Here is a 25,815-nt window from a genome sequence, read left to right as displayed (position 1 = left end):
TGGAACAATTTTCCATAATCGATCGCGCAAGATTTCCGCCATGGACAAACTCGGCAGCCTGCTGGCCTTCGTGCGCACCGCCCAGACCCGCAGCTTCGTCGGCGCCGGGCGCCTGCTCGGCCTGTCGTCCTCGGCGGTCGGCAAGAGCGTGGCCAAGCTCGAACAGCAGCTCGGCGTGCGCTTGCTCCAGCGCAACACCCGCAACGTGCGCCTGACCGAAGAGGGCCAGGCCTTCTACGAACGCTGCCGGCCGCTGCTGGACGAGCTGGAAGAAGCCGAGGCGATGCTGACTCACGCCATGCAGGCGCCGCGCGGTCGGTTGCGCATCGGCCTGCCGACCGCGGGCTACCGGTTCCTGATGCCGGTGCTGGACGAATTCCGTCGCCTGCACCCGGAGGTATTGCTGGACCTGGACTTCAACGATCAACTGGTCGACGTGGTCGAGGGCGGCTTCGATGTGGTGATCCGCAGCGGCGACATGCCCGACTCGCGGCTGCGCGCGCGCCGGCTGGGGCCGTTCTGCTTCATGCTCTGCGCCGCGCCCGCTTACTTGCAGCGGCGCGGCGAGCCGCGTCGGCCGGCCGACCTGGAGGCGCACGAGTGCATCCACTACCGCTTCGCCAACAGCGGCAAGGTCCAGGAATGGTCGCTGCGCCTGGAGCCGGGCGAGTCGCCGCCGCACCTGCCGTCGGCGCTGGTGTGCAACAACATCGAAGCGGCGGTGTCGGCGGCGGTGCACGGGCTGGGCATCGTCTACACCACCGATTTCATGGTCCGCGAACTGCTCGCCGACGGCCGCCTGTGCCGGGTGCTGCCGGGCTTCGAAGCGCAGCGCGGCCAGTTCTGGGCCTTGTGGCCGGAGCATCGGCTGATGTCGCCTAAGCTGCGGGTGTTCCTGGACTTCATCGGCGAGCACCTGTTCCGCCATCCGCCGGTGGCTTGAGCCGCGCGACTGGCGCGCGCCGCCGCGGCCGGACGACAATGCCGCAGGGCGCGGGCCGGATCGTCGCCTGCGCAGGAAACGGCGGCTGCGATCGCGCGCCGCCATGTGATTCATCGCATCGAAAGGATCTCGCATGCTCGGTCTGTATCCGCTCCGCCTGTATTCCCTCGCCGTGCTGGGCCTGACGCTGGCCGGCGCGGCGGCTGCCGCCACCGCCGCCGCACCGGGTTTCGACTGCCGGCATGCGCGCAGCGCGGTCGAACAGCGCATCTGCGCCAGCGACGAGTTATCGCGGCGCGATGCCGAGCTCAATGGCCTGTATCGGCAGATCCAGGCCGAAACCGCCGGCATCGACGGCGCCAGCGGCCGTCGCATCGACCCGCTCGCGGTCGGTCAAGCCGCCTGGCTCGCCCGCCGCGACGCCTGCGCCGACGAGGCTTGCCTGTTGCGCGCCTACGACCGGCGCATCGCCGAGCTGCGCCGCGACTGGGTGCAAGCGTTGGAGACACCGGCCGCATCGATGCCCGTCTATCGCTACGAGCGCCACGGCGAGTTCGAGGTGTTTATCGACGACTTCCGCCGCGCGGTCGCCGCCGACGATCGCGAGGCGGTCGCGCGCATGAGCGCTCGTCCGTTCGCCGACTACGCCACCGGCCTGAGTTGCGTGAACGCCGAGGACGGCTGCTCGACGCAGGAACTGCGCGCCACCCGCAGCAGCCTGACCCCGGACGAGTTTCGCGCCAAGTACGAACGGGTGTTGTCGCCGGCGGTACGCACGGCGCTGCGCGAGCGGCGCCTGCGCGCGTACGACCCGGCCGTCGACGAAGTTCGCGACGAGGACGGCGAGGTCGAAGTCGTCGGTCCGATCGCGCCGGGCGAGTACCTGCTCGAGGACGACGATATCTTCGAGCAGCGGGTGTTCCGCAAGATCGACGGCGCGTACAAGCTCGCACGCGTTCCGTTCTATCCCTGAGCCGACGTCATGAATGCGACGACATCGGCGCACCGATGCGGCTGGACGTTCCGCTTCCGCCGGACAGTCGCGCTCGCCGCGACGCTGGCGGCACTGCTGCCGTCGGCGCAGGCGGCCTCGCCTTCGTTCGACTGCAAGCGGGCGCAGACGCCGAGCGAACGGGCGATCTGCGCGCAGCCGCAACTGGCGCGGCAGGACGCGCGCATCGCCGGGCTGTACCGGCAACGGCGGCAAGCGCTGGACGCGACAGGCCGCGAAGCCCTGGCGCGCGATCAGCGCTACTTTCTTTACGTACGCGACCGGGTGCATGCGCTGACCACCGACGACGGCGGCGTGGCCGGCCTGGAGCGCCTGCAGCGCCGCCGGATCGAGTTTCTCGAAGCGATCGATACGTCGCCGCGGCGCGGCCCCGCGGGCCGCTGGGGGAATCTGGAAAGTCAGGCGCAGGTCGAAGCGCGCGATGGCCGATGGCAGCTCGTCGTGTCCGGTGCCGAGCCGATCACCGCGCGCTGGCTGTGCGAATACGACGGTACGGCGATCGCGCGCGGCGACCGCTGGCAGGCCGACGATGCCGAGTATCGGCGCCGGGTGAGCCTGCGCCGCGACGGCGCCTTGCTGGCCCTGGAGGACGGGCCGCTCGGTGCCGACGGCGACCGCGGCGCGACGCCGTACTGCGGCGCCAACGGCAGCCTCGACGGTGCCTACCTGCCGTTGCGCGGCGCCGCATCGCGCTGAAGCCGCCGGCATCGCGGCGGCGACGACGGCGAGCGCAGTGCAGAAAAAACCCCCATCCTCATGGACGGGGGTGCAATAACAGCCAATCAGCGCGTTGACACGGGTAGATCTCAGCTCTTGCAGCTCACGCCCTTGGAGCCTTCCGGCAGCGGCACCGACACCGCTTCCCAGGCGCAGGCCACGGTCTTGACCGCGCTGGCCTTGAGCAGGCCCTTGTCGACCAGGTCCTGGGCCGCGTTCTGGGTCGCCTCGCGCGCCTGCGGGTAGCTGGCCTGCGAGGTCAGGTACAGGGTGTTGGCGCGGTACCAGATCTGCCCGGCGGTATTCGGGCTCAGGCCCTTCAGGCCGGTCGCGCCATTGCAGACCAGGTCGGCCGGCTGCAGGGTCTTGCGGTGCGATTTGGGCACCTTCTGGCCTTCGGCGAGCAGGTAGAAGAAGTGATTGCCGACGCCGGAGGTGTAGTGCGGGTCTTCCTCGGTGAAACCGCCGGCCGGGTAGCAGTCGAACGAACCGCTGCCGTCCTCGGCGACATCGAGGCTGGGCTTGAACATGTAGCGCAGCGGCTTGCCGTCGAGCATCACGTTCTCGCCGATCAGGTAGTCCGGCGGGTCCTTCGGGCTGTTGTCGAAGAATTCGACCAGGGTGCCGTGGATGTCCGAGCTGGCCTCGTTGAGGCCGCCGGCATCGCCGGAGTAGGCCAGGTTGGACGTGGCCTGGGTCACGCCATGCGACATCTCGTGGCCGGCGACGTCGAGCGCGACCACCGGGTTGGAGATGCCGTAGTCGCCGTTGCCGTAGACCATGCGCTTGGCTTCGCCGTCCCAGAACGCGTTGGTGCCGCCTGCGTCGATGAAGTAGAAGATGGTGAAAGTGACGTTGACGAAGCTCTCCACGCCCTTGTTGTCACCGAAGATGCCAGCGCGGTCGTAGAGCTTCTTGTAGTAGTCCCAGGTCTTGGACACGCCGTAGTGGGCTTCCACGCCGGTGCGTTCGATGTTGGACATCTGTTCGTTGCCCCACAGATTGTCCTTGTCGAACATCGGCGGGGCGCTGAAGTCGCCGCCGCCGAAGTACAGGTCGACCACGGTGCCGCCGGTGTTGTGCACGGTGCCGCCGCCGCGCTTGTCGTCGCGCAGCAGGAAGCCGGCGCCGCGGCCGTCGCTTTCTTCGGCGCCGACCTTGCTGGTCGAGATCGCGACTTTGCCGCGGGTGATGGTGTAGCCCTGGCCTTCGACCGATTCGGCGCTGTAGATGCGGCTGTCGCGGCCGAGCAGGCTGCCGTCGCCGGCGTCGACGTAGATCAGGTCGTGGACCGGGCGTTCGAACTTGTTGAGACCGCGGAAGGTCACCTCGTAGGCCAGGCGCGGCTGGTTGTCCTTGGCGAAATACACCATGCGCGAGCTCGGCGCCTGCATGAAGCGGCCGGCGAAATGCACGCCGGCGTCGGCGATGGCTTCGCCGGCCGACAGCTTCGGCGACGCCTGGCCGCCCCGGCCCAGCTGCAGATCGAGGCTGCGGCTGACCGAGCGCAGCAGGCCGTCCTTCATGTGCGCGACCAGGTCGCCGCCGATCACCGGCAAGCCTTGATAGTTGCGATCGAAACGCACGTGCTGACTGCCGTCGGCTTCCACGATGAGGTCGCGCGGACGGTACTGCTCGGCTTCGATCGCGTTGCGGTCGGCCTGTACGCCGGCGCTGCGGATCTTCTCGGCCTGCAGCAGATCGCGCGCGCGCGCCACCGCCGGATGCCGCTCGAGCTGGTCGGCCGGAGTGGCGCCCGAACGCGCCGGCGCCTCGGCGAAAGCGGACAACGCATGCGAAGCCTGCGCGGACGCGGCAGGCGCGCGTCGAGCGGCGCCGTCGGCGGCGCCGGCCATGCCGGGCGCGCGATCGCTGCCGTACTGCGTTGCCACCCAGGCGGTGGCGGTGGAACCGGTGATCGCCAACAGGATCGAGGCGGTCAAAAGACGTTGCTTGCTGGACATGCAGGTTCTCCGAGTCGTAAACGAAAAAAGGAAAAGACCAGCCAATGCCCGTTCCGCGAACGCGGTCGCGGAAACGGGGTCGTACGCGAAGGCGAAGGTCTTGCATGCCGCAAACAAGCCGCTCGGCGAAGCGACGGCGCTTGTTCTACAGCCCCTCCCCATAGTGTCGAACGCGCGCCGGCGTCGCTCCCCTACCCGCGCGATGCCGGGCCGAAGCGGCGAAGACAGGAAATGGGATCGGCGTCAGAGTGCGCATGCGCGCCGCGCTCGGGTCGTGTCGAGCGCGGCGGGTTGGATCGGGCAAGGCGACGCATGCACACCGGATGTCGCGGCTGCTCGCTGGAGCGGCGCGAGCCGCGACAGACGAGGCGAGGAAATACCGCACCGCGACCCGACGCCGGGGCATCGGCCGTGGCGAAAGTATCGGACCCGTGCCCGGACGTCGGCGCTCGTGTGCGCCGTTGCGGCGGGGCGCCGCTTACGACCGGAACCCATCCCCGCGGGACGCCGCTCCTATCGCGGCCAAGCGGGTGCGCTCAGGCCGGCGAGGGCATGATGTGGGAGAGATAGACGCGCTCGTCCTCGAAGATGCGGATCGCGATCGGGCGACGCAGCTGCACCGACAGGTGGAAGGCTTCGGCCTTGGCCGCGGCCGAAGCGGCGGCGGCATTGCCGTAGCGTTCGTCCGAAACCTCGCAAGCCAGGCGCCGGCCCTGGTAGTCGCGTTCGCTCAGTTGCACCGTGTAGCGCTTGGCTGCTTCGTTCATCCGGCCCTTTCCGATTCTGCCCCGTTCGCCGCAAGCCCGTCGCAGCAGCGCGGCGGCACCGCGCTAGAGGCGCGGCGCGGCTACCTTGGCCGATGACGGCGATGCCGGCTCTCAGGAGAGCGCGCGCTGTAGGGTCAGAAATTTCCTACTTGCGGTTAGGATTCGCAGCCCGTCGCGAAGCCCGTCGCACTATCCCGACAGCGGCCACAGCGGCCCGTCCAGCCACAACCAGCGCGCCATCCACGCGCAGACCAGGGCGATCAGCGCGGTCAGCGGCAGGCCGATGCGCAGGAAATCGGCGAAACGGTACTGGCCCGGACCGAGGATCAGCAGATTGCCGTGGTGGCCGATCGGGGTCAGGAACGCGACCACCGCGCCGAGCGCGGTGCAGACCACGAACGGCGTCGGCGGCAGGCCCAGCGACTGCGCCAGCGACACCGCGATCGGTCCCAGCAACACCGTGGTCGCGGCGTCGGAGAGAATCTGGGTCAACAGCGCCGCGACCGAGAACATCACCAGCAAGATCGCCAACGGCGACCAGTGCGCGATCAGATGCAGCATGGCCTGGGCCAGCAATTGCGCGGTGCCGGTCTGCTCCATCGCCACGCCGAGCGGAATCACCCCGGCGATCATCACGAAGATGCGCACGTCGATCTCGCGATACGCCTGGTCGACATCGACACAGCGCGTGGCGACCATCGCCACCGCACCGAGCAGGAAGGCCAGCGGCGCCGACAGCCATTCGGTGGCCGCCGCGACCACGGTCGCGGCCAGGATCGCCAGCGCCAGCGGCGCGCGCACGCGCCGGCGCGCTTCGCCGGCGAACGGCACCAGCATCAGGAAGCCGTGATGCGCGGCGAGTTCGGCGAAGCGCGAGGGGCGCCCCCACAGCACCAGCAGGTCGCCTTCGCGCAGCCGCGCATCGGCCAGGCGCGGCGCGACCGCGCCCTGGCGCCGCCACAGGCCGGCGATGACCGCATTGAAGCGGCGGGCGAAATCCAGCTCGCGCACGCTGCGGCCGATGAACTCCGAGCCTGGCGCGATCACCGCCTGCACCAGTTGCGGCTCGCCGTCGCCGTCGCTGCTGACGCGCTCGCCGAAACGGGCGATGGCGTTGAGGTCCAGGCCGGCGTCGTCGTGCAGCGAAGCCAGCGCATCGGCCGAGGCTTCCACCAACAGCACGTCGCCGCTGATCAGCGGACTGCTCGGGCCCAGGTCCTGGCGGCGCTGACCGTCGCGCAGCCAGCCGGTGAGGACGAAGCGGTCGCCCAGCGCCTTCTGCAGCTCGGCCAGCGGCCGCGTGCTCCAGCGCGAACCTTCGACGATCAGCAGTTCGGTGCGATAGCGGTCCAGGCGCAGATAGCCGTCGTCGCCGTGATCGCCGCCGCGCTTGGGCAGTACCCAGCGCGCCAGCAGCATATAGACCATCCCCAGCGCGATCAGGGCCAGGCCGATCGGGGTGATCGAAAAAATGCCCAGTCCCGGCGAGCCGGAGCGTTCGATCAGATTGTCGGCGAGCAGGAAGGCCGGTGCGCTGACCAGGGTCAGGGTGGTGCCCAGCGAGGCGGCGAACGACATCGGCATCAGCAGGCGGGAGGCCGACAGGCCGCGCGCCTTGGCGAAGCGGGTCAGGATCGGCAGCATCATCGCCGTCACCATGACGTGGTGGGTGAACGAGGACAGCGCCGCCACCGCGGGCATGGTCACCGCGATCGCGCGCCGCTCGCTGTGGCCGGCGGCCTGGCCGATCCATTGTCCCAAACGTTCGGTGATGCCCGTCGCAGCCAAGCCGCCGGAGATCACGAACACCGCCGCGACGATGATCGCCGGCTCGCTGGCGAAGCCCGACAGCGCCTGCTTGGCGTCGAGTATGCCGGTCATTACCAGGGCCAGCAGGGTCAGCATGGCGGTGACGTCGACGCGCAGGCGTTCGCTCACGAACAGATACAGCGCACCGGCGAGTATCAGCAGAAAAACGATCTGTTGAAGGTCCATCGCAGCATTGTGCGCGACCTGGCCGTGACCGCGCCGTGGCGGCCATCCACCCTCCCGTCACGGATGCAACCGTTACACTCTTGGGTCACCACACCCGAGCCCCGCTTCCGCCGACCGCCCCGATGAGCCTGTCGCCTGCCCCGAAGCCCGCCGTCCCGGCGGGGGACGACCGCTTCCGCCAGGCGATGACGGCCTCGAACATCGGCATGGCCATCGTCTCGCTCGACGGGATCTGGCTGGAGGTCAATCCGGCGCTGTGCGCTCTGCTCGGGTATCGCATCGACGAGCTGCTCGGCCATCACTACAGCGAAGTCACCCATCCCGACGATCTGGAGATCAGCCGCAATCTGGTCGCGGCCCTGGTCAACGGCAGTCTGGCGTCGGTCGACGAGCACAAGCGTTACCTGCATCGCGACGGCCGCGAGGTCTGGGTCCAGCTCAACATCGCGGTGATGCGCGACGAGGACGGCGCGCCGCAATACTTCATCTCGCACATGCGCGACATCGGCGGCGAACGCGCCGCCGGCCTGGCGCTGAGCGCGCGCGCCGAAGCCAACGGCGCCGCGCTGGACGCCAGCCAGCGCCAGCTGCAGTTGTTCGCCGACGCGGTCTCGCACGATCTGCGTGCGCCGCTGCGCTCGATCGAGAGTTTCTCGGCACTGTTGAGCGAACGCGCCGGCGAGCGCCTGAACGAGACCGACCGCGACTACCTGGGCCGGATCCGCGCCGCGGCCTCGCGCATGACCAGCCTGCTGGCGGCGCTGAACGAACTCTCGCACGCGACCCGTACCGAGCTGCGCCGCGAGCCGGTCGACCTGAGCCTGCTCGCCGACTGGGTCGGCGCCGAGCTTCAGGACGCCGATCCGAGCCACCGCGCGCAGATCCAGGTGCAGCCCGGCCTGCAGGTGGAAGGCGACGAGCGCCTGCTCAAATTGATGCTGACCCAGTTGCTGCACAACGCCTGGAAGTTCTCCAGCCAGGGGCTGGAACCCGGCGCGGCGGTGCGGATCGAGGTGACGGGCGCGGTCGAGGACGGGCGCCTGAGCCTGGCCGTGCGCGATCACGGCTCGGGTTTCGACATGCGCTATGCTCATAAATTATTCGAACCCTTCCAGCGCCTGCACGGGCCGGACCAGGGCGGCGGTCACGGTTTGGGCCTGGCGATCGCGCAGCGCATCGCCGAACGCCACGGCGGCCGACTGCTGGCGCAGTCGCAGGCCGAGGCGGGCAGTACGTTCATCGTTGAATTGCCGGTCGTCGCGGCCGGCGGGGAAGACGCACATGCATAAGGAAATCCTGCTGGTCGAAGACAACCCCGACGACGTCGAGCTGACCCGGCTCGCCTTCGACGAGGCCAAGATCGCCAACAGGCTGGTGGTGATGGGCGACGGCGCCGAGGCGCTGGACTACCTGTTCGCCCGTGGCCGTTATTCCGACCGCGACCCCAACGACCTGCCCTCGATCGTCCTGCTCGACCTCAACCTGCCCAAGGTCGACGGCCGCGAGGTGCTGCAGGCGATCCGCGCCCACGAGCCGACCCGCACCCTGCCGGTGGTGGTGCTGACCACCAGCACCGAGCCGTTCGACGTCGAAGCCAGCTATGCGCTGGGGGTCAACAGCTACATCCAGAAGCCGGTCGACTTCGAGCAATTCGTTTGGGCGGTGAAGCAGGTCGGGCTGTATTGGCTGGTGCTGAACCATCCGCGGCATCCGTGAAGCCGGGGATGCGGCGCGGGTTCGACGGTAGCGAAGCCGGCGGCAACCGCTGAAGGCGAAGGCTAGACGCAGCCGCTAAAAGCGAATCCTCCCCTGGCCCTCTTGTTCAAAGGGGGAAAGCTTTCAGCGGGGATGGCTTCGGTTGGTTGTGGCGCGGACCCGCGGCGATTCGCTTCGAAACGGCGGATGCCCGGAGCGGAACCCGGGCGACGCCTGGACGATTCGCCCCCTATGGAAAAGGCGGCGGCACCTGCGCCGGCGGGGCGGCGGCGCCGGAGGATTTGCTTTTCGCGCGGCGCCCTGACGCCGCTGCGCGACTCTCAGCGACCGGCGAACAAGCGCTCCGCGCGCTGGAACAAGATCCAACTGGTGGCGATGTACTTGTCGCCGCCCTTGGGCCGGTTGCCGCGGTGGGTGTGGGTGAAGGCCGCCGGCGCGATCAGCAGGTCGCCGGCGCGCGGGGCGATCTTGCGTTGCTGGTAGAGGAATTCGGTTTCGCCTTCCTCGAAGCCGTCGTTGAGATAGATCGTCCACAGCACGTGCCGATGCAGCGTCTCCGCGCCCTGATCGCGCGGATACAGCTCGCAATGCCAGTACGGATAACCGCCGCGGTCGGCGGTGTAGCGTTGCAGATTGATCGCGCCCGGGCGGAACACGGTTTGCGCGATCGGCGCCAGCGCGTTGTCGTCCATCTCCGCCATGCGCTCGGGCGTGAGCCGGTGACGCTTGCCGTCGGCCGACGGCGCTTCCAGCATCAGCGGCGCGATCATCGTGTGCGGATAGCGGCGCAGGTACTGCAGCAGGCCGCGGAACACCGCCAGGTTGAGCGCGATCTCGATGTCCTTCCAACCCTCGCGATTGGTGATGGTCAGGTCGCGGCTGTCCTTGAGGTCGGGCATCACGCCGCCGCCGACCCGGCCGGGTTCGCTGTCGCGGCTGGCGTCGAAGCGGCGCACGAGGTCGGCGCATTGCTCGCGGCTCAGCGCTTCGGGATAGACCTCGATGAAGTCGGCCGGGGCATCGATCGTCGCGGACATGGGCAAGCGGTTCGGGGCGGGAGCGCCATCCTCGCACGGGCGCAAGGTTGCAAAGAAGCAACGCCTGCGGTCGCCGCCCGACGGGGCCGCATCGACTGGGCTGCGAGCCTGATTTGACACGGCATTCACCTTCGTAAGTTTGTGTCATGTGGCTCATTAACTCGGGCCATGCGGTTCCCGCCCGGTATCGCCGACGCAACGTTTTCGCTTCCTTAACCTGCGCAGGGTCCGCCAGAACCTGGAAATTTCTTTGGTTTTCAACTGATTGCGAGGTTGGCACGACTTTCGCGACAACCCTGTCACCGCCGGTGCGCCGTGCGGTCGCTGCGACGCCGTCGCCTTGGGGAATCGCCATGCATGTCCGCCGCCTGCTCGAACCGAGTCCGTCGCGTCGTCGCCTCCGTCTGGCCCTGGCCTGCGCCGGCGCCGCGTGGGTGCTGGCGGCCGGGACCGTCCGGGCGCAGGCGCCGGCCGACGAGCACCGCGACACCACCGTGGTGGTCGCGCGCACCGTCCATCCGCGCATCGCCTATCGCGCCCTGCCGGCCCAGGACAATCCGATCCACACCGAAGCGACCACGTTTCCCGGCCAGGTTTTCCACGGCACGCTCGACCGCTCGCTTTCGCCCTTGGTCGACGATGCCGAGCTCGGCCAGCACGGCTCGACCGGGCTCAGCCCGATGGCCGCCACCCGGCAACTGAGCGACCTGCTGGTGCCTGCCGACGCGATCGGCGGCCCGGCCGGCCAGCGCAGCATGCTCGGCGCCTCCTCCGCCCCCCCGGGCCCGACCGCCAGCGTCGGCGGCGCGGTCACCAGCGCCACCGCCGGCCTCGGCGACCTGATCACCGGCAGCGTCATGCAGGCGCTGTCGCCGCAGGGGAACGGGCGATGAGCGCGCCGCGCACCCGCGCCGAGCGCATCGCGCCGCTGTGGCTGGCGGTGTGCCTGCTGGCGACCGCGGTCGCCACCGACACCCGCGCCACCGAGCCCGCCCCGGCACGCGATCAAGCGCGCATCGAGGCCGGCGCCGCGCAGCGCCTGCAAGGCCGCGCCGCGGTCAATCAGGCCGCCGGCAGCGGTCAGATGCAGGCCAATCTGGCGACGATCGCCCACGCTTCGGACGGCCTGGCGCTGGCCGACGCGCAGCTCTCCCAGCACGGCGTCGCCGGCGCCGCATCGGTGCGCGACGCGGTGGCGCACATCGCGGCCGGTGCGTTCGCCGATGCCCACGGCCTGTTGTCGGTGAACCAGAGCGCCGGCGCCGGCAATGCCCAGGCCAACCTGTTCGCGGTCAGCCGCGGCGGGATGGTGTCCGGGCTGGACGATGCGGTGCTGGCCGATGTCGCCGGCGCCGCGTCCGCGCCCGCCGATGCGGCCGCTGCGTCTTCCTCGCCGCTGCGCGAAGCCTCGATCGCCGAAGGCGCCTTCCACGGCGGCCAGGGCGTGCTGCAACTCAATCAGACCGCGGGGGCCGACAACGCGTCGGCCAACGCCATCGTGCTCCGACTGCCCGGGGGCCTTCCTTAGAACAAAGCGGCAGAGACCAAGGCAATACCCACCATCACCAGGAGAGAGGCCATGAAAGTCCATTTCACCCTGCTTGCCCTCGCACTCGGCGTCGCCATCGCCGCTCCCGCCTATGCCGAAGGCGACGATGCCGACATCTACAGCAACACCAGCATCAGCAACCGCATCGGCGTCTGGGGCGGCGCCAAGGTGCGCGGCAAGATCTACATCAAGTCCGAATCGGCCGCGACCGTCGATCAGGACCAGAAGACTCTCGGCAACGCCTCCTGGGGCGACGGCGATCACGACGCCCATCTCGGCGACAGCGCGCTGTCCGACGCGCAGGGCAACATCGGCGCCAACGTCGCTGCCGGCGTCGGCAACGCCCAGGCCAACGACACCGCCCTGTCCGCGGTCGACGGCGAAAAGGTGTTCGCTTCGGCGATGACCTTCAACAGCCAGGCCTCGGTCGGCAACTTCGCCTATTCGGGCGTGGACGACACTTACTACAGCGCCACCCTCGACGGCGACGCGCTGTCCAACGCCAAGGGCAACATCGGCGTGAACGTGGCCGCGGGCGTCGGCAATGCGCAGACCAACGCGATGGCCGCCTCGGTCAACAGCTCCGGCCGCATCGCCAAGGCCGCGTCCGACAGCGAGCAGACCAGCTTCCTCAACGAGCTCGCCGCCGACTGCGATCTGGACACCTTCGCCACCCTGGCCGGCAGCGCGCTGTCGGGCGCGCAGGGCAACATCGGCGCCAACGTCGCCGCCGGCGTCGGCAACCTGCAGCACAACGGCTTGTCGATCGCCACTGCGTCCTGCGGCAGCTGCGATTGATCCGCGCACGGCCGCGGCCGCATCGGGCCGCGGCCGTTCCGCTCCAGGCACCGCTACGGAGAATCGTTATGAAACTTCACCACACCCTGCTCGCCATCGCGCTGGTTTCCAGCCTGGCGTTGCCGGTCTGGGCCGAAGGCGACGACGCCGACATCCATAGCTCGACCCGCGTCAACAACGACATCGACGTGCACGGCCGGGTCAAGGTACGCGGCAAGATCAAGATCGCCTCGCAATCCTCGGCGACGGTCGATCAGGACCAGACCACCGAGCACAACCTCTCGCTCGGCGACGGCGATCACGATGCCCATCTCGGCGACGACGCGTTGTCCGACGCGCAAGGCAACATCGGCGTCAACGTGGCCGCCGGCGTAGGCAACGCGCAGGCCAACGACACCGCCCTGTCCGCGGTCGACGGCGAGAAGGTCTTCGCTTCGGCGATGGTGTTCAGCAGCCAGAGCGCGAGCGACAACTACGCCACCACCAACACCGACCACACGTACTACAGCGCGACCCTGGACGGCAACGCCTTGTCCGCCGCCAAGGGCAACATCGGTGTGAACGTCGCCGCCGGCGTCGGCAACGCCCAGAGCAATGCGATGGCCGCCTCGGTCAACAGCTCGGGCCGCCTGGCCCTGGCCGCGGCCGACAGCGAACAGAGCGCGATGTTCAATCTGCTCGACAGCGAAGGCCGGCGCATCAGCCTGGACCTGTACGCCACCCTGGGCGGCAACGCCCTGTCGGGCGCACAGGGCAACATCGGCGTCAACGTCGCCGCCGGCGTCGGCAATCTGCAGCACAACGGGCTGTCGATCGCCACCGCGTCCTGCGGCACCTGCGCGGCGCCCCCGCCGCCGCCGACCTGTGGCAGCAACTGCGGCGATTGAGCCGCACTCTCGGTCCGCGACGGTCGCCCCCGGCCGCCGCGGATCGAGTTCCCTCCCGCGCATCGCGTCCAGCGTCGTTATCCAAGGCCATGACCCCGCCGATCCGTACCCTCGCCGTCTGCCTCTGCGCCCTGCTCGCCGCGGGCGCGGCGCATGCGCAGTCGCCCGGCGAGCGCAGCGTGCCGGTCGACGTCACCCGTCTGGTCGGCAACGGCGCGGTGCCCGGCATCAAGCCGATGCGCACGATGCGCGATCTGCGCTACCGCGACCTGATGCAGCAGCGCTACGACTTCAGTTGCGGCTCGGCGGCGTTGGCCAGCCTGCTCCACTACGGCTACGGCCTGGAGGTGAGCGAGGCCGAGCTGATCAAGAAGATGATGGTCGGGGTCGATCCGAAGGAAGTGGTGCGCAACGGGTTCTCGATGCTGGACATGAAGCGTTACGTCTCCGGCATCGGCATGCGCGCGCACGGGTTCCGCATCGAGCCCGACGCGCTGTACCGCTTGCAGATGCCGGTGATCGCCCTGCTCGACCTGAAGGGCTATCGCCATTTCGTGGTGGTCAAGGGCGCGGCCGGCGGGCGAGTGTTCGTCGCCGATCCGGCGCTCGGCCACCGGGTCATGCCGGAAGCCGATTTCGTCCGCGGCTGGAACGGCATCGTGCTCGCGGTGGTCGGCGACCGGCCGATGCGCGCCGATTCCTATCTGGTCAACCACCGCAGCTCGCCGGCGCTGGAGCGCCGGGTGGACGCGCTCGACCGCGCCACCGCGCCGCCGCGGGTGGTCGAGTTCGGCCTGGTCGTTACCGATTTGTTCTGACACGTGCGACGCGTACCGCTTGCGAGGTGCCCGATGAACTGTCCATCCCCCTGTGCCATGTTCGCGGCCCTCGTGGCAGCGGCGGCCGCGGTCCAACCCGCGGCCGCCCTGCCCCCTCTGAAAGTCGATCTGGTCGATGAGGCGACCCTGGCGACGATCAGCGGACGTTACTTCGGTGCGCAGATGCTGGTCGGCCTGCGGGTCGATTTGGTCTCCAGCCTGCACACGCCGCAGCAAGGCCTGGCCAGCGCCCGCGGCTCGATGCTGGTGCAGCGCGAGGGCGGCGGCTTTTCGGTGCAGACCGATGCGCGCAGCCAGGCCGAAGCCGGCTCCGGCCTGCCCGAGGCGACGCCGGCGACCGCCAGCGGCGCCGAGCAGGTATCGGTGCAGGGCATCGGCCAGATCGCCCAGATCGCCGGCGACCGCAACCGTCTGTCCAACCTGACCCGGATCGGCTTCGTCGACAGCGTCGACGCCAGCGGCTTCAACGGTCAGACCCAGGCCGCCTCCAGCGCCGGCCCGATGACCGCGCAAGTCACCTTCCTCGACGGCGGCGTGCAGCTCGGCGTCGCCGGTCCCGGCGCGACCCTGCAACAGCGTCTGGACCCGGCCGCCGGCGGCGGCATCGTCCAGTTCGGCCGCATCGCCGGCAACGATCTGACCGGCAGCAACAGCCTGCAGTTGCAGTTCGTCAGCGCTCCGATCACGCCGCAACTGAGCCAGCAACTGGGTCTGCAACAAGCCTTGGAAAGCCTGCGCGCGCTGCCTCGCTGAGCGCTCCCTCTCCTCTTGCCACGGACGCCGAGACCATGCGCCCAGCCCTCGCTCCCTTGTCGGTCGCGCTGATGCTCGCGATCGCGCTCCCGGCCGTCGCCGCCGAAACCGACGACGGCCCGACCCTGTCCCTGCACCAGCGCATGCTCGAAATGAGCCGCGAGCTGGCCGCGCAACGCGCCGAGATCGAACGCCTGCGCCAGCAGGTCGACGAGATGGAACTGAGCCAGCGCGGGCGCGGCCTCGGCGGCGACGCCTCGATGCAGGACAATGCGGCCAAGGTCGCGCGCACGGTCGCCGAAGAGGCGCAGCGCAAGGCCTCGGCCACCGCCACCGAGGAGGAGGCGCGGGTCGCGCAGAGCGCGCAGGACGGCACGGTGCAGATCGGCCAGACCCAGCGCGACGAGGACGCCCAGCGGCGCGAGCAGGAAAAGGCGCTGGTGGTGCGCGAGCACGCGCCCTTGTTCCAGCGCAAGTTCACCTTCGACGCCGGCTTCAGCTACAGCTACTACGACCGTCGCCAACTCGCGCTCAGCGGTTTCCTGGCCCTGGACGCGATCTTTCTGGGCAGCATCAACCTCGACCAGACCAAAGCCACCGTCGGCACGCTGGAGCTCACCGGCCGCTACGGCCTGACCGACCGGCTCAGCGTCGAGGCCAGCGTGCCCTACGTCTATCGCGATTCGCGCTTCGTCAGCGGCGGCGCCGGCGGCGCGTCCAGCGTGGTCAGCGAAGTCAGCATGCGCTCGCAGGGGCTCGGCGACGCCAGCGCCGCGGTGTACTACCAGTGGGTCAAGGAATCGCCGCGCTGGCCCGACATCGTCACCAGCCTGCGCGTGCGCGCGCCGACCGGGCGCGATCCGTTCGGGCTCAAGTTGATCCAGCCCGACGACAACAACAACAACCTCAACATCCCCGAAGAGCTGCCGACCGGCTCGGGCGTGTGGAGCGCGACCTTCAACGTATCGGCCCTGCGCACCTACGATCCGGTGATCCTGTTCGGCAACATCGGCTACACCTACAACAGACCGACCGACTTCGACGATATCTCGCCGGTGCTGGAACAGGTGTCGCCGGCGGAAGTGGCGCTGGGCAATACCATCCAGCTCAGCGGCGGCCTGGCGATCGCGCTCAACGACCGTTCGGCGATCAGCTTCAGCGTCGCCACCGCCCAGACCGGCGCCACCCACACCACCGCGCCCGGCGGGCCCATGCGGCGCGTGCCGGGCAGTTCCAGCAACAGCACCACGCTCAACATCGGCGCCAGCTATGTGCTGCCGTCGGGCTGGACCCTCAACGGCCAGCTCGCCGCCGGACTGACCCCGGACGCGCCGAACTTCGTGTTTTCACTGCGCGGTTCCAAGTCGTTCTGATCCGCAGCGAAAGGGGCCGATCGCCGCGACCGAACCGCCGGAACCGGATCGCCGCAAAGGGCAAAGACAGGGGGAGAACAGGGGCCGCGTCGCCGAGACGACGCAATCGACAGATCGGGTTTCGCGCTGCAGCGCCGTTCCGGCGCGGGCGCCGGGGCGAAAGTGTGAGGCTTTCGCCCTTTTTTTGTCCGCGCCGCGGCCGCTCAGGCGGCGCGGTCCGGGCCTTCGTCCTCGGCAGCGTCCTGCTCGAAGCGGGCCTGGATGGCGCGTACCCGCGCCCGGGTCGACTCCAGTTCGCCGGCGGCCGCGCGCATCGCCGCGATCGGGTCGTCGATGCCGAAGCGCCGATGCAGTACTTTGCGTTCGCGCTCGTTGAGCCCGGCGAACAATTCCATCAGCCACTCGTTGAGTTCTTCGCCGTGCTCGCTCATGGCGCACCCGGTGATGGCGCCGAAGCGGCGCTGCGAATGAGAGGGGAACCGGACGTTCGGGCAGCCGGTTCAGGCGGGTTGCGCGTCCTGCTCGGCGTCGTCCTCGCCGCTGCGCATGCCCAGCTTCAGCATCAGCCGGTACAGCGTCACTCGCGATACGCCCAACTCGCGCGCCGATTCGCCCAGGCGCTGGCGATTGCGCTTGAGCGCGCGCTCGATCGCCTCGCGGGTAGCGACGTCGCGCGCTTCCTCCAAGGTCATCGGCCGTTCCGAGGCCGCGTCGCCGATGCGCAGGTCGGCGGCGGTGATGTAGCGTCCCTCGGCCATGACCACGGCCTGGCGCACGCGGTTGATCAGCTCGCGCACGTTGCCGGGCCAGGCGTGGCGCTGCATGGCCTGGCGCGCGCAGGGCGAGAACCCCTTGAAGCCGCGCCGGCCTTCCTGCGAATAGCGGCGCAGGGCGTAGTCGGCGAGCAGGTCGATGTCGCCACCGCGCTCGCGCAGCGGCGGCATCTGCATGCGCAGCACGCACAGGCGGTGATAGAGATCGGCGCGGAAGCGGCCGGCCCCGACCGCGGCGTCCAGATCGTGGTGGGTCGCCGACACGATGCGCACGTCGACCGGGATCGGGCCCTGGCCGCCGACGCGCTCGATCGTGCCCTGTTCGAGGAAGCGCAGCAGCGAGGTCTGGCTGTCCAGCGGCAGGTCGCCGATTTCGTCGAGGAACAAGGTGCCGCCGTTGGCCAGCTCGATCCGGCCGAGCTTGCGCTGCTGCGCGCCGGTGAAGGCGCCGCGCTCGTAGCCGAACAGCTCGGATTCGACCAGGTTGTGCGGAATCGCGCCGCAGTTGATCGCCGCGAACGGTGCGCGGCTGCGCGAGGAATGCCGGTGCAGGGCCATCGCCGCCAGCTCTTTGCCGGTGCCGGTCTCGCCGGCGATGAACACCGGCGCGTCGCTGCTGGCGGCCTTGCCGAGCATGCGGCACAACGTGCGCACGCCTTCGCATTCGCCGATCATGCCGTCGACGTGGTGGTGTTCGGCGCCGCGATGCTGGCCGCAGGACAACGCCGCCATGCCGTGGCCGTGGCCGATCACCGTGTGCAGCACCGCCTCGGGACAGGGCAGGGTGACGTAGTCGTAGCAATAGTCGCGGATCAGCCGCCGCACCAGCGCGTCGCCGAGTTGTTCGGCGTGGATGCCGGCGATCCAGCCCGCGTTGGCCGCGGTCAGGGCCGGACCGAGTTCGCTGAGATCGCGGGCGGTGAAGCCTTCGCGCAAGTCCACCAGCACCGCATGCGGCGTGTGCGGGCTCGCGTGCAGCTGGCGCAGCGCGCTGCGCGCGTCGGCGGCGCGGCGCAGGTTCCAGCCCAGCGCCTTGAGCGCGGTCAGCGCATGCATGCGCCCGGCGCCGCCGGGACTGAGATAGAGCAGTTCGCGCAGGCCGTCCGGCGCCGCCGCGAGCGGCGGCGGCAAGATCGTGGCCGCGTGGCGACCCCCCAGGTCGCGCTGTGCGTGATTCGACATCGCAGGTTCCCCACCGGCGCGAGCGCGCCATGAACTACCGCAAGTCTTTATGTAAACGAAGATAGCAACCGGATGCGGACAATGTGACATCTGTCCGATATACGGCAAAAAAATTGTGGTATGCGGCGAGCCGGGCTGGGGGCCCGGTTCGCCGGTTCAGCGCTGCCGGCGGCGTCGGGACCTGCGCTTATCCCTGTTCAGCATCGTATTCCAGGTGGTAACGCACCGCCGCTTCGACTTCGTGCTTGCTGCCGAGGAACACCGGCACGCGCTGGTGCAGGCCGGTCGGCCGCACCTCCAGCATGCGCTGGCGGCCGGTGCTGGCGGCGCCGCCGGCCTGCTCGACCAGAAAGCTCATCGGGTTGGCCTCGTACATCAACCGCAGCTTGCCGCCCTTGTCGGCGCACTTGGCGTCCAGCGGATAGCTGAAGATGCCGCCGCGGGTCAGGATGCGATGCACGTCGGCGACCATCGAGGCCACCCAGCGCATGTTGAAGTCCTTGCCGCGCGGGCCTTCCTTGCCGGTCAGCAGGTCGGCGACGTAGCGCTGCATCGGCGGCTGCCAGTGGCGCTGGTTGGACATGTTGACCGCGAATTCCTTGGTTTCCTCGGGGATCCGCATGTCGCGCGTGGTCAGCACGAAGCTGCCGACCTCGCGGTCGAGGGTGAAGGCGTGGGTGCCGTGGCCGATGGTCAGCACCAGCATCGTGCTCGGGCCGTAGGTGGTGTAGCCGGCGCAGACCTGCTCGGTGCCGGGCTGCAGGAAGTCCTTGTCCTCGGCCTGGGTGACGCCGTCGGGCGCGCGCAGCACCGAGAAGATGGTGCCGACGGAGATGTTGACGTCGATGTTGGACGAGCCGTCGAGGGGATCGAACAGCAGCAGGTAGTTGCCGCGCGGGTAGACGTCGGGAATCGGGTGCGAGGTGTCCATCTCTTCCGAGGCCAGTCCGGCGAGATGACCGCCCCAGGCGTTGGCTTCGAGCAGGATCTCGTTGCTGAGCACGTCGAGCTTCTTCTGCGCCTCGCCCTGGATATTGCCCGTGCCGGCGTCGCCGAGCACGCCGCCGAGGGCGCCCTTGCCGACCGCGATCGAGATGGTCTTGCAGGCGCGGGCGACGACTTCGATCAGCAGGCGCAGGTCGGCGTTGATGCGGCCGGCGCGCTGTTCTTCGATCAGGTAGCGGGTCAGGGAGATGGCGGAGCTGGGGCTGGGCGTGGGTACGGCGGACATGGGCTCGGGGCGGTGGCGGCGAGGGGCGCCATTGTCGCCGATGCCGGGCCGCGCGGCGCCTCGCCGCCGGCCCGCGTTCAGCTCGGGCGCAGGCCGTCGGCCTCGCGGCGCAGGTGGCGCTCGGTCACGCCGAAGGCATGGGCGACCTCGCGCAAGCTGCGGCCGCTGCGGATCGCGGCGCGGATGCCGACCCGGCGCAGGCCGACGAACACGCCCCAGGCCGAGGGAATCTCGATGGTGCCGGCGGCGCTGGCCCGGTCGAGCAGTTGGCGATGGGTCAGCGGGTCCAGCGACAGGCCCATGCGCGAAGAGCAGGCGGCGCGGCCGCGCGGCAGGTACAGCCGGCGGCCGCCGTGGCGGTGCACCAGCCGCAGCATCGCGCCGAAACCGGCCTTGCCGGCGACTTCCGCGGCGACCCAGGGCAGCGAAGCCAGCACGTCGACCTGATGGTCCTCGCAGAACCGGCACAGCGATTCGAACGCGGGCGAGTCCGGTTCGGGCAGGCCGGCGAAGCAGGGTTCCGGGACGCGCGGGGCGCCGCTTTGCAGGGTCAGTACGAAGTTCATGTCCGGCAGAACGCAGCCGCGCCGAAGTCGTGAAGCGGTGCGCGCGGCGAAGATCGCCGATGCAGCTGCGCGGGCGGCCGATGGCGGCGCTCGACGCACTGGGAATTCGATCCGCATGTCGCCGCCGCGACGGCGTCGCTACAAGTCCAATCTGCGGCGTCGTGCCGCAACGGGGCCTGCTTCCCGACCACGCGGTGCTACAGGAGAACACCGACATGCCTTATCAGATCTTCCAATGGACCGGCGACCCGCTGCAGATTCCGGAGCGTTACTGGGCCAGCGCGCAGGCCGTGCCGCCGAACGGCGGTCCGCTGATCGACACCGTGCGCTTCACCCCGTTCACCTCCTGCATCGGCATCCTCGCCAGCAGCGGCGAAGGCGAGGACACCCAGATCGTCGGCATCCACCTGTCGTTGATGGACACGAACGACAACTGGTTCGACAACGGCGCGGTGGCGCAGGTCATGGCGGTGCTGCAGAACTACCCCGACAACCGCTGGATCGTCGGCCAGACCACGATCTGGGAGGACACGCCGACCGTCAGCGCCGCCTATCAGAACCTGGTCAATCAGATCGGCGAAGCCGACTACCTGTCCGGCGACGACGGCATCTACTCCGGCGCGCTGAACCAGGTCGACGAACTGGAAGGCCGCTACATCGCGGCCTGAGAGCCGGCTGCGCCGCGCGGCGGCGCTACCATGGCGGCGTCGCCCGATGCCACGCCGCCTTGCTCCCGACCGCCGCCACCGCCGAACCCGCGCCGCGCCGCAAAGTCCTGCACATCGACATGGACGCGTTCTATGCCTCGGTCGAGCAGCGCGACGACCCGGCCTTGCGCGGCCGGCCGGTGGTGGTGGCCTGGCGCGGCGCGCGCTCGGTGGTGTGCGCGGCCAGCTACGAGGCGCGCAAGTTCGGCGTGCGCTCGGCGATGCCGGCGGTGCGCGCCGAGCGGCTGTGTCCGCAGGCGGTGTTCGTGCCGCCGGATTTCGTCCGTTACAAGGCGGTGTCGCGCCAGGTGCGGGAGATCTTCGCCCGCCATACCGACCTGATCGAACCGCTGTCGCTGGACGAGGCCTACCTGGACGTCACCGCGACCAAGACCGGCCTGCCCTCGGCCACCGCCACCGCCGAGGCGATCCGCGCCGCGATCCGCGAGGAGACCGCGCTGACCGCCTCGGCCGGGGTGGCGCCGAACAAGTTCCTGGCCAAGATCGCCTCCGACTGGAACAAGCCCGACGGCTTATTCGTGATCAAGCCGCACCAGGTCGCGGCCTTCCTGGCGCCGCTTCCGGTCGGGCGCCTGCCCGGGGTCGGCAAGGTCATGGAGCGCAAACTGGCCGACCTGGGCGTGGCGGTGGTCGCCGACCTGCGCGCACTGGGCGCGCAGGCGCTGGAGCAACGCTTCGGCCGCTGGGGCCGGCGCCTGCACGAGCTGTCGCTGGGCATCGACGAGCATCCGGTCGAGCCGGAGCGGCCGACCCTGCAGATCTCGTCCGAGGACACCTTCGCCGAAGATCTGCCGTTGGATGCGCTGGACGAGGACATCCGCCGCCTCGCCGACAAGACCTGGGCGGGCTACCAGCGCGAGTTGCAGCGCAGCCCGGGCCGGATCGCGCGCACCGTGGTGCTCAAGCTCAAGACCGCCGACTTCCGCATCCTCACCCGCAGCCTGACCGGCGCCCAGCCGCCGGCCGGCGCGGCCGAACTGGCGCGGATCGCCGGTGCGCTGCGCGGCCGGGTCGAGCTGCCGGCGCAGACCCGCTATCGCCTGGTCGGGGTCGGCCTGTCGGGCTTCGTGCGCGAGGACGAGGCGCAGCCGCAGTCCGATCTGTTCGACGTCGCGGACGCGGATGCGGCGGAATGACTCACGCCGCCGCCGGTTCTTCCATCTGCACCACGTAGCGCACCGCGTCCAAGCGCACCGCGCGCAACGGCGCGTCGAGCAGGCGCGCCGCTTCGCTCCACTGCGGCGACTGGCATTGCAGGTTGAGGCAGCCGAAGCGTTGCGCGGCCTCGCGCGCGTGGCGGAACAGTTCCACCTCGATGCCGCGTTCGCGCCAGGGCGCGCGCAGGTAGGGATCGTCCAGGTGCAGGCAGTAGGCGCGTTCGAGCATCGAAAAGCCGGCGGTGGCGCTGGCGTAGCCGACCGCCCGGCCGTCGATCTCGGCGATCCAGGCCCAGGCGGCGAACGGCGGTTCGAACAGCACTTCCAGCAGCTCCAGCGCGTCGTTGCGCGGCGGGCCATAGGGGCGGCGTTCCAGGGCGCGCTGGTCGGCATGTTCCTGGCACAGGGCGATCAACAGATCGGCGTCCTGGCGCAGGACGGGACGGACCACCAGACCGGCGACGGCGTTCGGTCCGGCGGGATCGGGGGCGGCGTACTGGGCTTTCATCGCGGGGGCTCCTGAAAGATCGGGGCTGAAAGAACGCAGGTCCGGACGGGGCCGGAACGCGGTCGGCGCGGTAGCATCGTCGCAGGCCGCGCCGGACGCGCAGGCGCGGACCGCCGGCACGACCCGACGCATCCTGCGCCCCGGCCTTTAAGAACTTTTTAATCGTGCCGGCGCACAGTGCGGCCGGTGGAGCGACGCAACGACGCAGACGGACGGAGCATGAAGATCCTGTTGGTGGAAGACGACGCCATGCTCGCCGAGGCGGTGCGCACCGGCCTGCGCCACGACGGCGGCCGGGTCGACTGGGTCGCCGACGCGCCGCTGGCCAAGACCGCGCTGGTCGATCACGACTACGATGCGGTGGTGCTCGATCTCGGCCTGCCCGGCGGCAGCGGGCTGAGCGTGCTGGCCACCCTGCGCAACCGCTACGACGCCACCCCCGTGCTGATCGTGACCGCGCGCGACAAGCTCAGCGAGCGCATCGCCGGGCTCGACGCCGGCGCCGACGACTACATCGTCAAACCCTTCCAGCTCGACGAACTCGGCGCGCGCTTGCGCGCGGTGATGCGGCGCAGCCAGGGCCGGGTGTCGCCGGTGCTGAGCTGCGGCACCGTGGTGCTGGACCCGGCGCGGCGCCTGGTGACCCGCGACGGCGAGCCGGTCGCGCTCAGCGGCCACGAGTTCCGCACCTTGATGCTGCTGCTCGAACGCCAAGGGCGGGTGGTGACGCGCGAGCAACTGGAGGAAGCGGTGTACGGCAGTTCCGGAACGATCGAGAGCAATACCATCGCGGTCTACGTCCACCAGCTGCGGCGCAAGCTCGGCGAACACCTGATCGTGACCGTGCACGGCTACGGCTACCGCATCGGCGGCGGGCCGAACTGAGCATGGAACGCGGGCGCGACGCCACCGCCGCGGGCACGAACGCGGCCGGGTCCTCCGCCGAGGACGCCGTGGGCTGGCGTGCGCGCCGCCGCCGCGCGCGCCGCGAACATTGCCGGCGGATGCGCGAGTTCCCGGGCGGGCATTCGCTGCGCTGGAAGCTGACCTGGGTGCTGATCAAGGCGGTGCTGCTGGCCTGGTTCGTATGGCTGAGCTGCCAGGTCTGGCAACTGGGGCGCGAACACACCGGCATGCTCGACAACTCGCTGCGCGAGATCGCCGAACAGGTGCTCGGCTCGATGCCCGAGGGCCTGGAGCGATTGCCCACGCGCGACCCGAAGCGGCCGACGGTGCCGGTCGAGGCCGACCGCAAGATGAGCTTCCAGGTCTGGGCCAACGGCCGCAACGTGGTGTATTCCGCGGCGGCGCCGCTGCAGCCGCTCAATCCCGAGTTCAAGGACGGCTTCGCGCGCCGGATCATCGACGGCGAGCGCTGGCAGGTCTACACGCTCACCGATCCGCAGCGCGGGCTGGTGGTGCAAGTGGGCCGGACCAAGCGCATGGCGATCGAGGAGCTGCAAGGCTGGATCGTCGGCAGTCTGCTCGCGGCGGCGCTGATCCTGGTGGCGTTCGCGCTGGCGACCTGGTTGGTGATCGGACGCTCGTTGCGGCCGATCACCGCCGTGCGCGACATTCTGCGCCGGCGCCAGCCGCTGGATCTCACGCCCTTGCCGACCCAGGCGCTGCCGAGCGAGTTCCGGCCCTTGGTCGACGCCTTCAACGGCCAGCTGGAGCGGGTCGATGCCGCGGTCCAGCACGAGCGGCGCTTCATCGCCGATGCCGCGCACGAGCTGCGCACGCCGCTGGCGGTGCTGAGCACGCACGCCGAACTGGCCTTGCGCGCGCCCACCCTGGAAGAAAAGAACGGCGCACTGCACCGGCTCAGCGCTGGCGTACAGCGCGCAGCGCGCTTGTCGGAACAGTTGCTCGATCTGGCCCGGCTGGATGCCGGCGAAGAGTCGGTGCGGCTCAAGCCACTGGACCTGTCGGACCTGATCGTCCTGGTGATCCGCGACTTCGAGACCCTGGCGCGCGAGCGCCGCCAGCGCATCAGCCTGCGCACCGGGCCGGCGCCGTTGCTCGGCGACGTGGACCAGCTGGGCATCCTGCTGCGCAACCTGCTCGACAATGCGGTCCGCCATGCCGGCAGCGACGGCCAGATCGCGGTCAGCTGCATCCGCGGCGACGGCGGCGCGGTCGAACTCAGCGTCGCCGACAGCGGCTGCGGGGTGGCGGCGGAAGACTGCGAGCGGATCTTCGACCGCTTCTACCGGGCCCCGGGCAGCCCCGACGGCGGCAGCGGCATCGGCCTGTCGCTGGTGGCGCGCATCGCCCAGACCCACGGCGCGCGGATCGAATGCGGCCCGGGCCTGGAGCGCGGCGCCGACGACCCGCGCGGCCCCGGCCGCGGCTTCGAGGTGCGGGTGCGGTTTCCGGGGCCGCCGGCGGCCTAGGCGCAGGGCAACAGCAACGGCAAATCCCCCCTGGCCCCTTTCGCAAAAAGGCGAACAAAAGGGGCGTCGTGGGGACATAGCGGGTCACGATGCAGTCGGGGCGTCGCGATCGGACCGGATGCCGCGGACACCCGGCCGCGTCGGACCGATCCGCAGCATTCCCCGTTCTGCCAACGGGGGGCAGACGGGGGCGCTCCCGCTTTGGCCTTCATTGCGAACATCCCCACGCTCGCCGCCCTGCTGACAACAGGCTGGCAGCAGCCCCCGCGCACAGTGCTCCGGTGCGATCGGCACGGCAGAGGGATGCGGCATGGACCGGCAGCGACGGACGATCTTGCGGTTGGGGGCGAGCGCGCAGCTCGCGGCATGGGGGACGCTGTTGCCGGCCGGTGCCGCGGCGGTCGGCGAGGCGAGTCAGGCCGTGCCGGCCGCAGGCGGGGAACGCGACGGCCGCCGCGATTTCGACTTCTATCACGGCCGTTGGCGGGTCGAGAACCGGCGCCTGGCGAAACGCCTGGCCGGCAGCGACGAGTGGATCGAATTCGAGGCCACCGACGAATGCCGACCGGTGCTCGGCGGGCTGGGCAGCGTCGATCGTTACCGCACCGACTGGAACGGCGGCATCGAAGGCTTTGCCTTGCGCCTGTACCGGCCGCAAACCCGGCAGTGGCACGTGTACTGGGCCAGCGACCGCGACGGCGTGCTCGAACCGCCGCTGATCGGCGGCTTCCGCGACGGCATCGGCCTGTTCGAAGGCCTGGAAGCGCATCAGGGCCGGATGCTGCCGGCGCGCGCGGTCTGGTCGCAGATCCGCGCCGACAGCGTGCGCTGGGAACAGGCGCTGTCGCCCGACGGCGGCCGCACCTGGGAAACCAACTGGGTCATGCGCATGACCCGGATCGATTGACTCCGACCACAGCGAGG

General features: G+C 69.9%; 26 protein-coding genes. 17 read left to right on the top strand and 9 right to left on the bottom strand.

Going from position 1 to position 25,815, the window contains the following annotated elements; translation table 11 throughout:
• The first annotated feature begins 40 nt into the window (after positions 1-40).
• The 3 genes from V2J18_RS22125 (at position 41) to V2J18_RS22115 (ending at position 2,651) form a co-directional block, all read left to right on the top strand.
• The gene (locus V2J18_RS22125; RefSeq protein ID WP_336132919.1) at positions 41-943 is read left to right on the top strand and encodes a LysR family transcriptional regulator; all 903 of its coding nucleotides are present in this window, start codon (positions 41-43) and stop codon (positions 941-943) included.
• A 133-nt stretch (positions 944-1,076) separates the two neighbouring features.
• Positions 1,077-1,916: a lysozyme inhibitor LprI family protein gene (locus tag V2J18_RS22120; protein ID WP_336132918.1), complete on the top strand. Its 840-nt coding sequence runs from the start codon at positions 1,077-1,079 to the stop codon at positions 1,914-1,916.
• Positions 1,917-1,925: 9 nt separating this feature from the next.
• On the top strand, positions 1,926-2,651 hold the full coding sequence (locus V2J18_RS22115) for a lysozyme inhibitor LprI family protein (RefSeq protein ID WP_336132916.1): 726 nt from the start codon (positions 1,926-1,928) through the stop codon (positions 2,649-2,651).
• A 110-nt stretch (positions 2,652-2,761) separates the two neighbouring features.
• Here the strand turns inward: V2J18_RS22115 and V2J18_RS22110 are convergent, their stop codons facing one another.
• The 3 genes from V2J18_RS22110 to V2J18_RS22100 all read right to left on the bottom strand — a co-directional run bounded on the left by V2J18_RS22110 (position 2,762) and on the right by V2J18_RS22100 (position 7,398).
• Positions 2,762-4,636: a M4 family metallopeptidase gene (locus tag V2J18_RS22110; protein WP_336132915.1), complete on the bottom strand. Its 1,875-nt coding sequence runs from the start codon at positions 4,634-4,636 to the stop codon at positions 2,762-2,764.
• A gap of 536 nt (positions 4,637-5,172) precedes the next feature.
• A complete protein-coding gene (locus V2J18_RS22105; RefSeq protein WP_064748131.1) occupies positions 5,173-5,403 on the bottom strand; it encodes a hypothetical protein in 231 nt (76 codons plus the stop codon).
• Between the two features lie 189 nt (positions 5,404-5,592).
• Positions 5,593-7,398 (bottom strand): SLC13 family permease, encoded by a 1,806-nt coding sequence (locus V2J18_RS22100; RefSeq protein ID WP_336132914.1) that lies wholly within the window; start codon positions 7,396-7,398, stop codon positions 5,593-5,595.
• Between the two features lie 122 nt (positions 7,399-7,520).
• Between V2J18_RS22100 and V2J18_RS22095 the strand changes: the two genes are divergently transcribed.
• Both V2J18_RS22095 and V2J18_RS22090 read left to right on the top strand, forming a co-directional pair.
• Complete coding sequence (locus V2J18_RS22095) at positions 7,521-8,687, top strand: sensor histidine kinase (RefSeq protein WP_075575123.1); 1,167 nt, start codon at positions 7,521-7,523, stop codon at positions 8,685-8,687.
• Positions 8,680-9,114 carry a response regulator gene (locus V2J18_RS22090; protein ID WP_064748134.1) on the top strand — a complete coding sequence of 145 codons (435 nt, stop codon included), beginning with the start codon at positions 8,680-8,682 and terminating at the stop codon, positions 9,112-9,114. Before V2J18_RS22095 ends, V2J18_RS22090 begins: the two co-directional genes overlap by 8 nt.
• Positions 9,115-9,434: 320 nt before the next feature.
• Here the strand turns inward: V2J18_RS22090 and V2J18_RS22085 are convergent, their stop codons facing one another.
• Positions 9,435-10,151, bottom strand: coding sequence for a 2OG-Fe(II) oxygenase (locus V2J18_RS22085; protein ID WP_064748135.1), 717 nt, complete (start codon positions 10,149-10,151; stop codon positions 9,435-9,437).
• Positions 10,152-10,504: 353 nt separating this feature from the next.
• Between V2J18_RS22085 and V2J18_RS22080 the strand changes: the two genes are divergently transcribed.
• From V2J18_RS22080 to V2J18_RS22050, 7 genes are all read left to right on the top strand, one after another.
• A complete protein-coding gene (locus V2J18_RS22080) occupies positions 10,505-11,044 on the top strand; it encodes a hypothetical protein (RefSeq protein ID WP_336132913.1) in 540 nt (179 codons plus the stop codon).
• Positions 11,041-11,679 carry a hypothetical protein gene (locus V2J18_RS22075; RefSeq protein ID WP_336132912.1) on the top strand — a complete coding sequence of 213 codons (639 nt, stop codon included), beginning with the start codon at positions 11,041-11,043 and terminating at the stop codon, positions 11,677-11,679. Before V2J18_RS22080 ends, V2J18_RS22075 begins: the two co-directional genes overlap by 4 nt.
• 51 nt (positions 11,680-11,730) lie before the next feature.
• Positions 11,731-12,498, top strand: coding sequence for a hypothetical protein (locus tag V2J18_RS22070; protein ID WP_336132911.1), 768 nt, complete (start codon positions 11,731-11,733; stop codon positions 12,496-12,498).
• 68 nt (positions 12,499-12,566) lie between these two features.
• Entirely contained in the window at positions 12,567-13,385 is an 819-nt protein-coding gene (locus V2J18_RS22065) for a hypothetical protein (RefSeq protein ID WP_064748139.1), read from the top strand.
• Between the two features lie 89 nt (positions 13,386-13,474).
• Positions 13,475-14,203: a C39 family peptidase gene (locus V2J18_RS22060; RefSeq protein ID WP_075575124.1), complete on the top strand. Its 729-nt coding sequence runs from the start codon at positions 13,475-13,477 to the stop codon at positions 14,201-14,203.
• Between the two features lie 57 nt (positions 14,204-14,260).
• On the top strand, positions 14,261-14,977 hold the full coding sequence (locus V2J18_RS22055; protein WP_064748140.1) for a hypothetical protein: 717 nt from the start codon (positions 14,261-14,263) through the stop codon (positions 14,975-14,977).
• A 35-nt stretch (positions 14,978-15,012) separates the two neighbouring features.
• Positions 15,013-16,350 carry a transporter gene (locus tag V2J18_RS22050; protein WP_336132910.1) on the top strand — a complete coding sequence of 446 codons (1,338 nt, stop codon included), beginning with the start codon at positions 15,013-15,015 and terminating at the stop codon, positions 16,348-16,350.
• A 203-nt stretch (positions 16,351-16,553) separates the two neighbouring features.
• Here the strand turns inward: V2J18_RS22050 and V2J18_RS22045 are convergent, their stop codons facing one another.
• From V2J18_RS22045 to V2J18_RS22030, 4 genes are all read right to left on the bottom strand, one after another.
• A complete protein-coding gene (locus V2J18_RS22045) occupies positions 16,554-16,781 on the bottom strand; it encodes a sigma-70 family RNA polymerase sigma factor (RefSeq protein ID WP_336132909.1) in 228 nt (75 codons plus the stop codon).
• A 69-nt stretch (positions 16,782-16,850) separates the two neighbouring features.
• A complete protein-coding gene (locus V2J18_RS22040; RefSeq protein ID WP_336132908.1) occupies positions 16,851-18,305 on the bottom strand; it encodes a sigma-54 dependent transcriptional regulator in 1,455 nt (484 codons plus the stop codon).
• Between the two features lie 187 nt (positions 18,306-18,492).
• On the bottom strand, positions 18,493-19,536 hold the full coding sequence (locus V2J18_RS22035; protein ID WP_064748143.1) for a class 1 fructose-bisphosphatase: 1,044 nt from the start codon (positions 19,534-19,536) through the stop codon (positions 18,493-18,495).
• 77 nt (positions 19,537-19,613) lie between these two features.
• A complete protein-coding gene (locus tag V2J18_RS22030) occupies positions 19,614-20,102 on the bottom strand; it encodes a hypothetical protein (protein ID WP_336132907.1) in 489 nt (162 codons plus the stop codon).
• A gap of 215 nt (positions 20,103-20,317) precedes the next feature.
• Here V2J18_RS22030 and V2J18_RS22025 point away from each other — a divergent pair, with 215 nt between their 5' ends.
• Positions 20,318-20,770, top strand: coding sequence for a hypothetical protein (locus V2J18_RS22025; RefSeq protein WP_064748145.1), 453 nt, complete (start codon positions 20,318-20,320; stop codon positions 20,768-20,770).
• A gap of 59 nt (positions 20,771-20,829) precedes the next feature.
• The gene (gene dinB / locus V2J18_RS22020) at positions 20,830-21,966 is read left to right on the top strand and encodes a DNA polymerase IV (protein WP_336132906.1); all 1,137 of its coding nucleotides are present in this window, start codon (positions 20,830-20,832) and stop codon (positions 21,964-21,966) included.
• 1 nt (position 21,967) lies between these two features.
• Here dinB and V2J18_RS22015 read toward each other — a convergent pair whose 3' ends face one another.
• A complete protein-coding gene (locus V2J18_RS22015; protein ID WP_336132905.1) occupies positions 21,968-22,495 on the bottom strand; it encodes a GNAT family N-acetyltransferase in 528 nt (175 codons plus the stop codon).
• A gap of 219 nt (positions 22,496-22,714) precedes the next feature.
• Between V2J18_RS22015 and V2J18_RS22010 the strand changes: the two genes are divergently transcribed.
• The 3 genes from V2J18_RS22010 to V2J18_RS22000 all read left to right on the top strand — a co-directional run bounded on the left by V2J18_RS22010 (position 22,715) and on the right by V2J18_RS22000 (position 25,798).
• Complete coding sequence (locus V2J18_RS22010) at positions 22,715-23,380, top strand: response regulator transcription factor (RefSeq protein ID WP_336132904.1); 666 nt, start codon at positions 22,715-22,717, stop codon at positions 23,378-23,380.
• Positions 23,381-23,382: 2 nt separating this feature from the next.
• Entirely contained in the window at positions 23,383-24,891 is a 1,509-nt protein-coding gene (locus V2J18_RS22005; protein WP_336132903.1) for a sensor histidine kinase, read from the top strand.
• 310 nt (positions 24,892-25,201) lie between these two features.
• A complete protein-coding gene (locus tag V2J18_RS22000; protein ID WP_222423760.1) occupies positions 25,202-25,798 on the top strand; it encodes a hypothetical protein in 597 nt (198 codons plus the stop codon).
• The last annotated feature ends 17 nt before the right edge of the window (positions 25,799-25,815 follow it).

The sequence above is a fragment of the Lysobacter firmicutimachus genome (assembly GCF_037027445.1).
Classification (GTDB): Bacteria; Pseudomonadota; Gammaproteobacteria; order Xanthomonadales; family Xanthomonadaceae; genus Lysobacter; species Lysobacter firmicutimachus.
The sequence above is the reverse complement of the archived record's forward strand: the minus strand, read 5'-3'. Positions and strand labels throughout refer to the sequence as shown.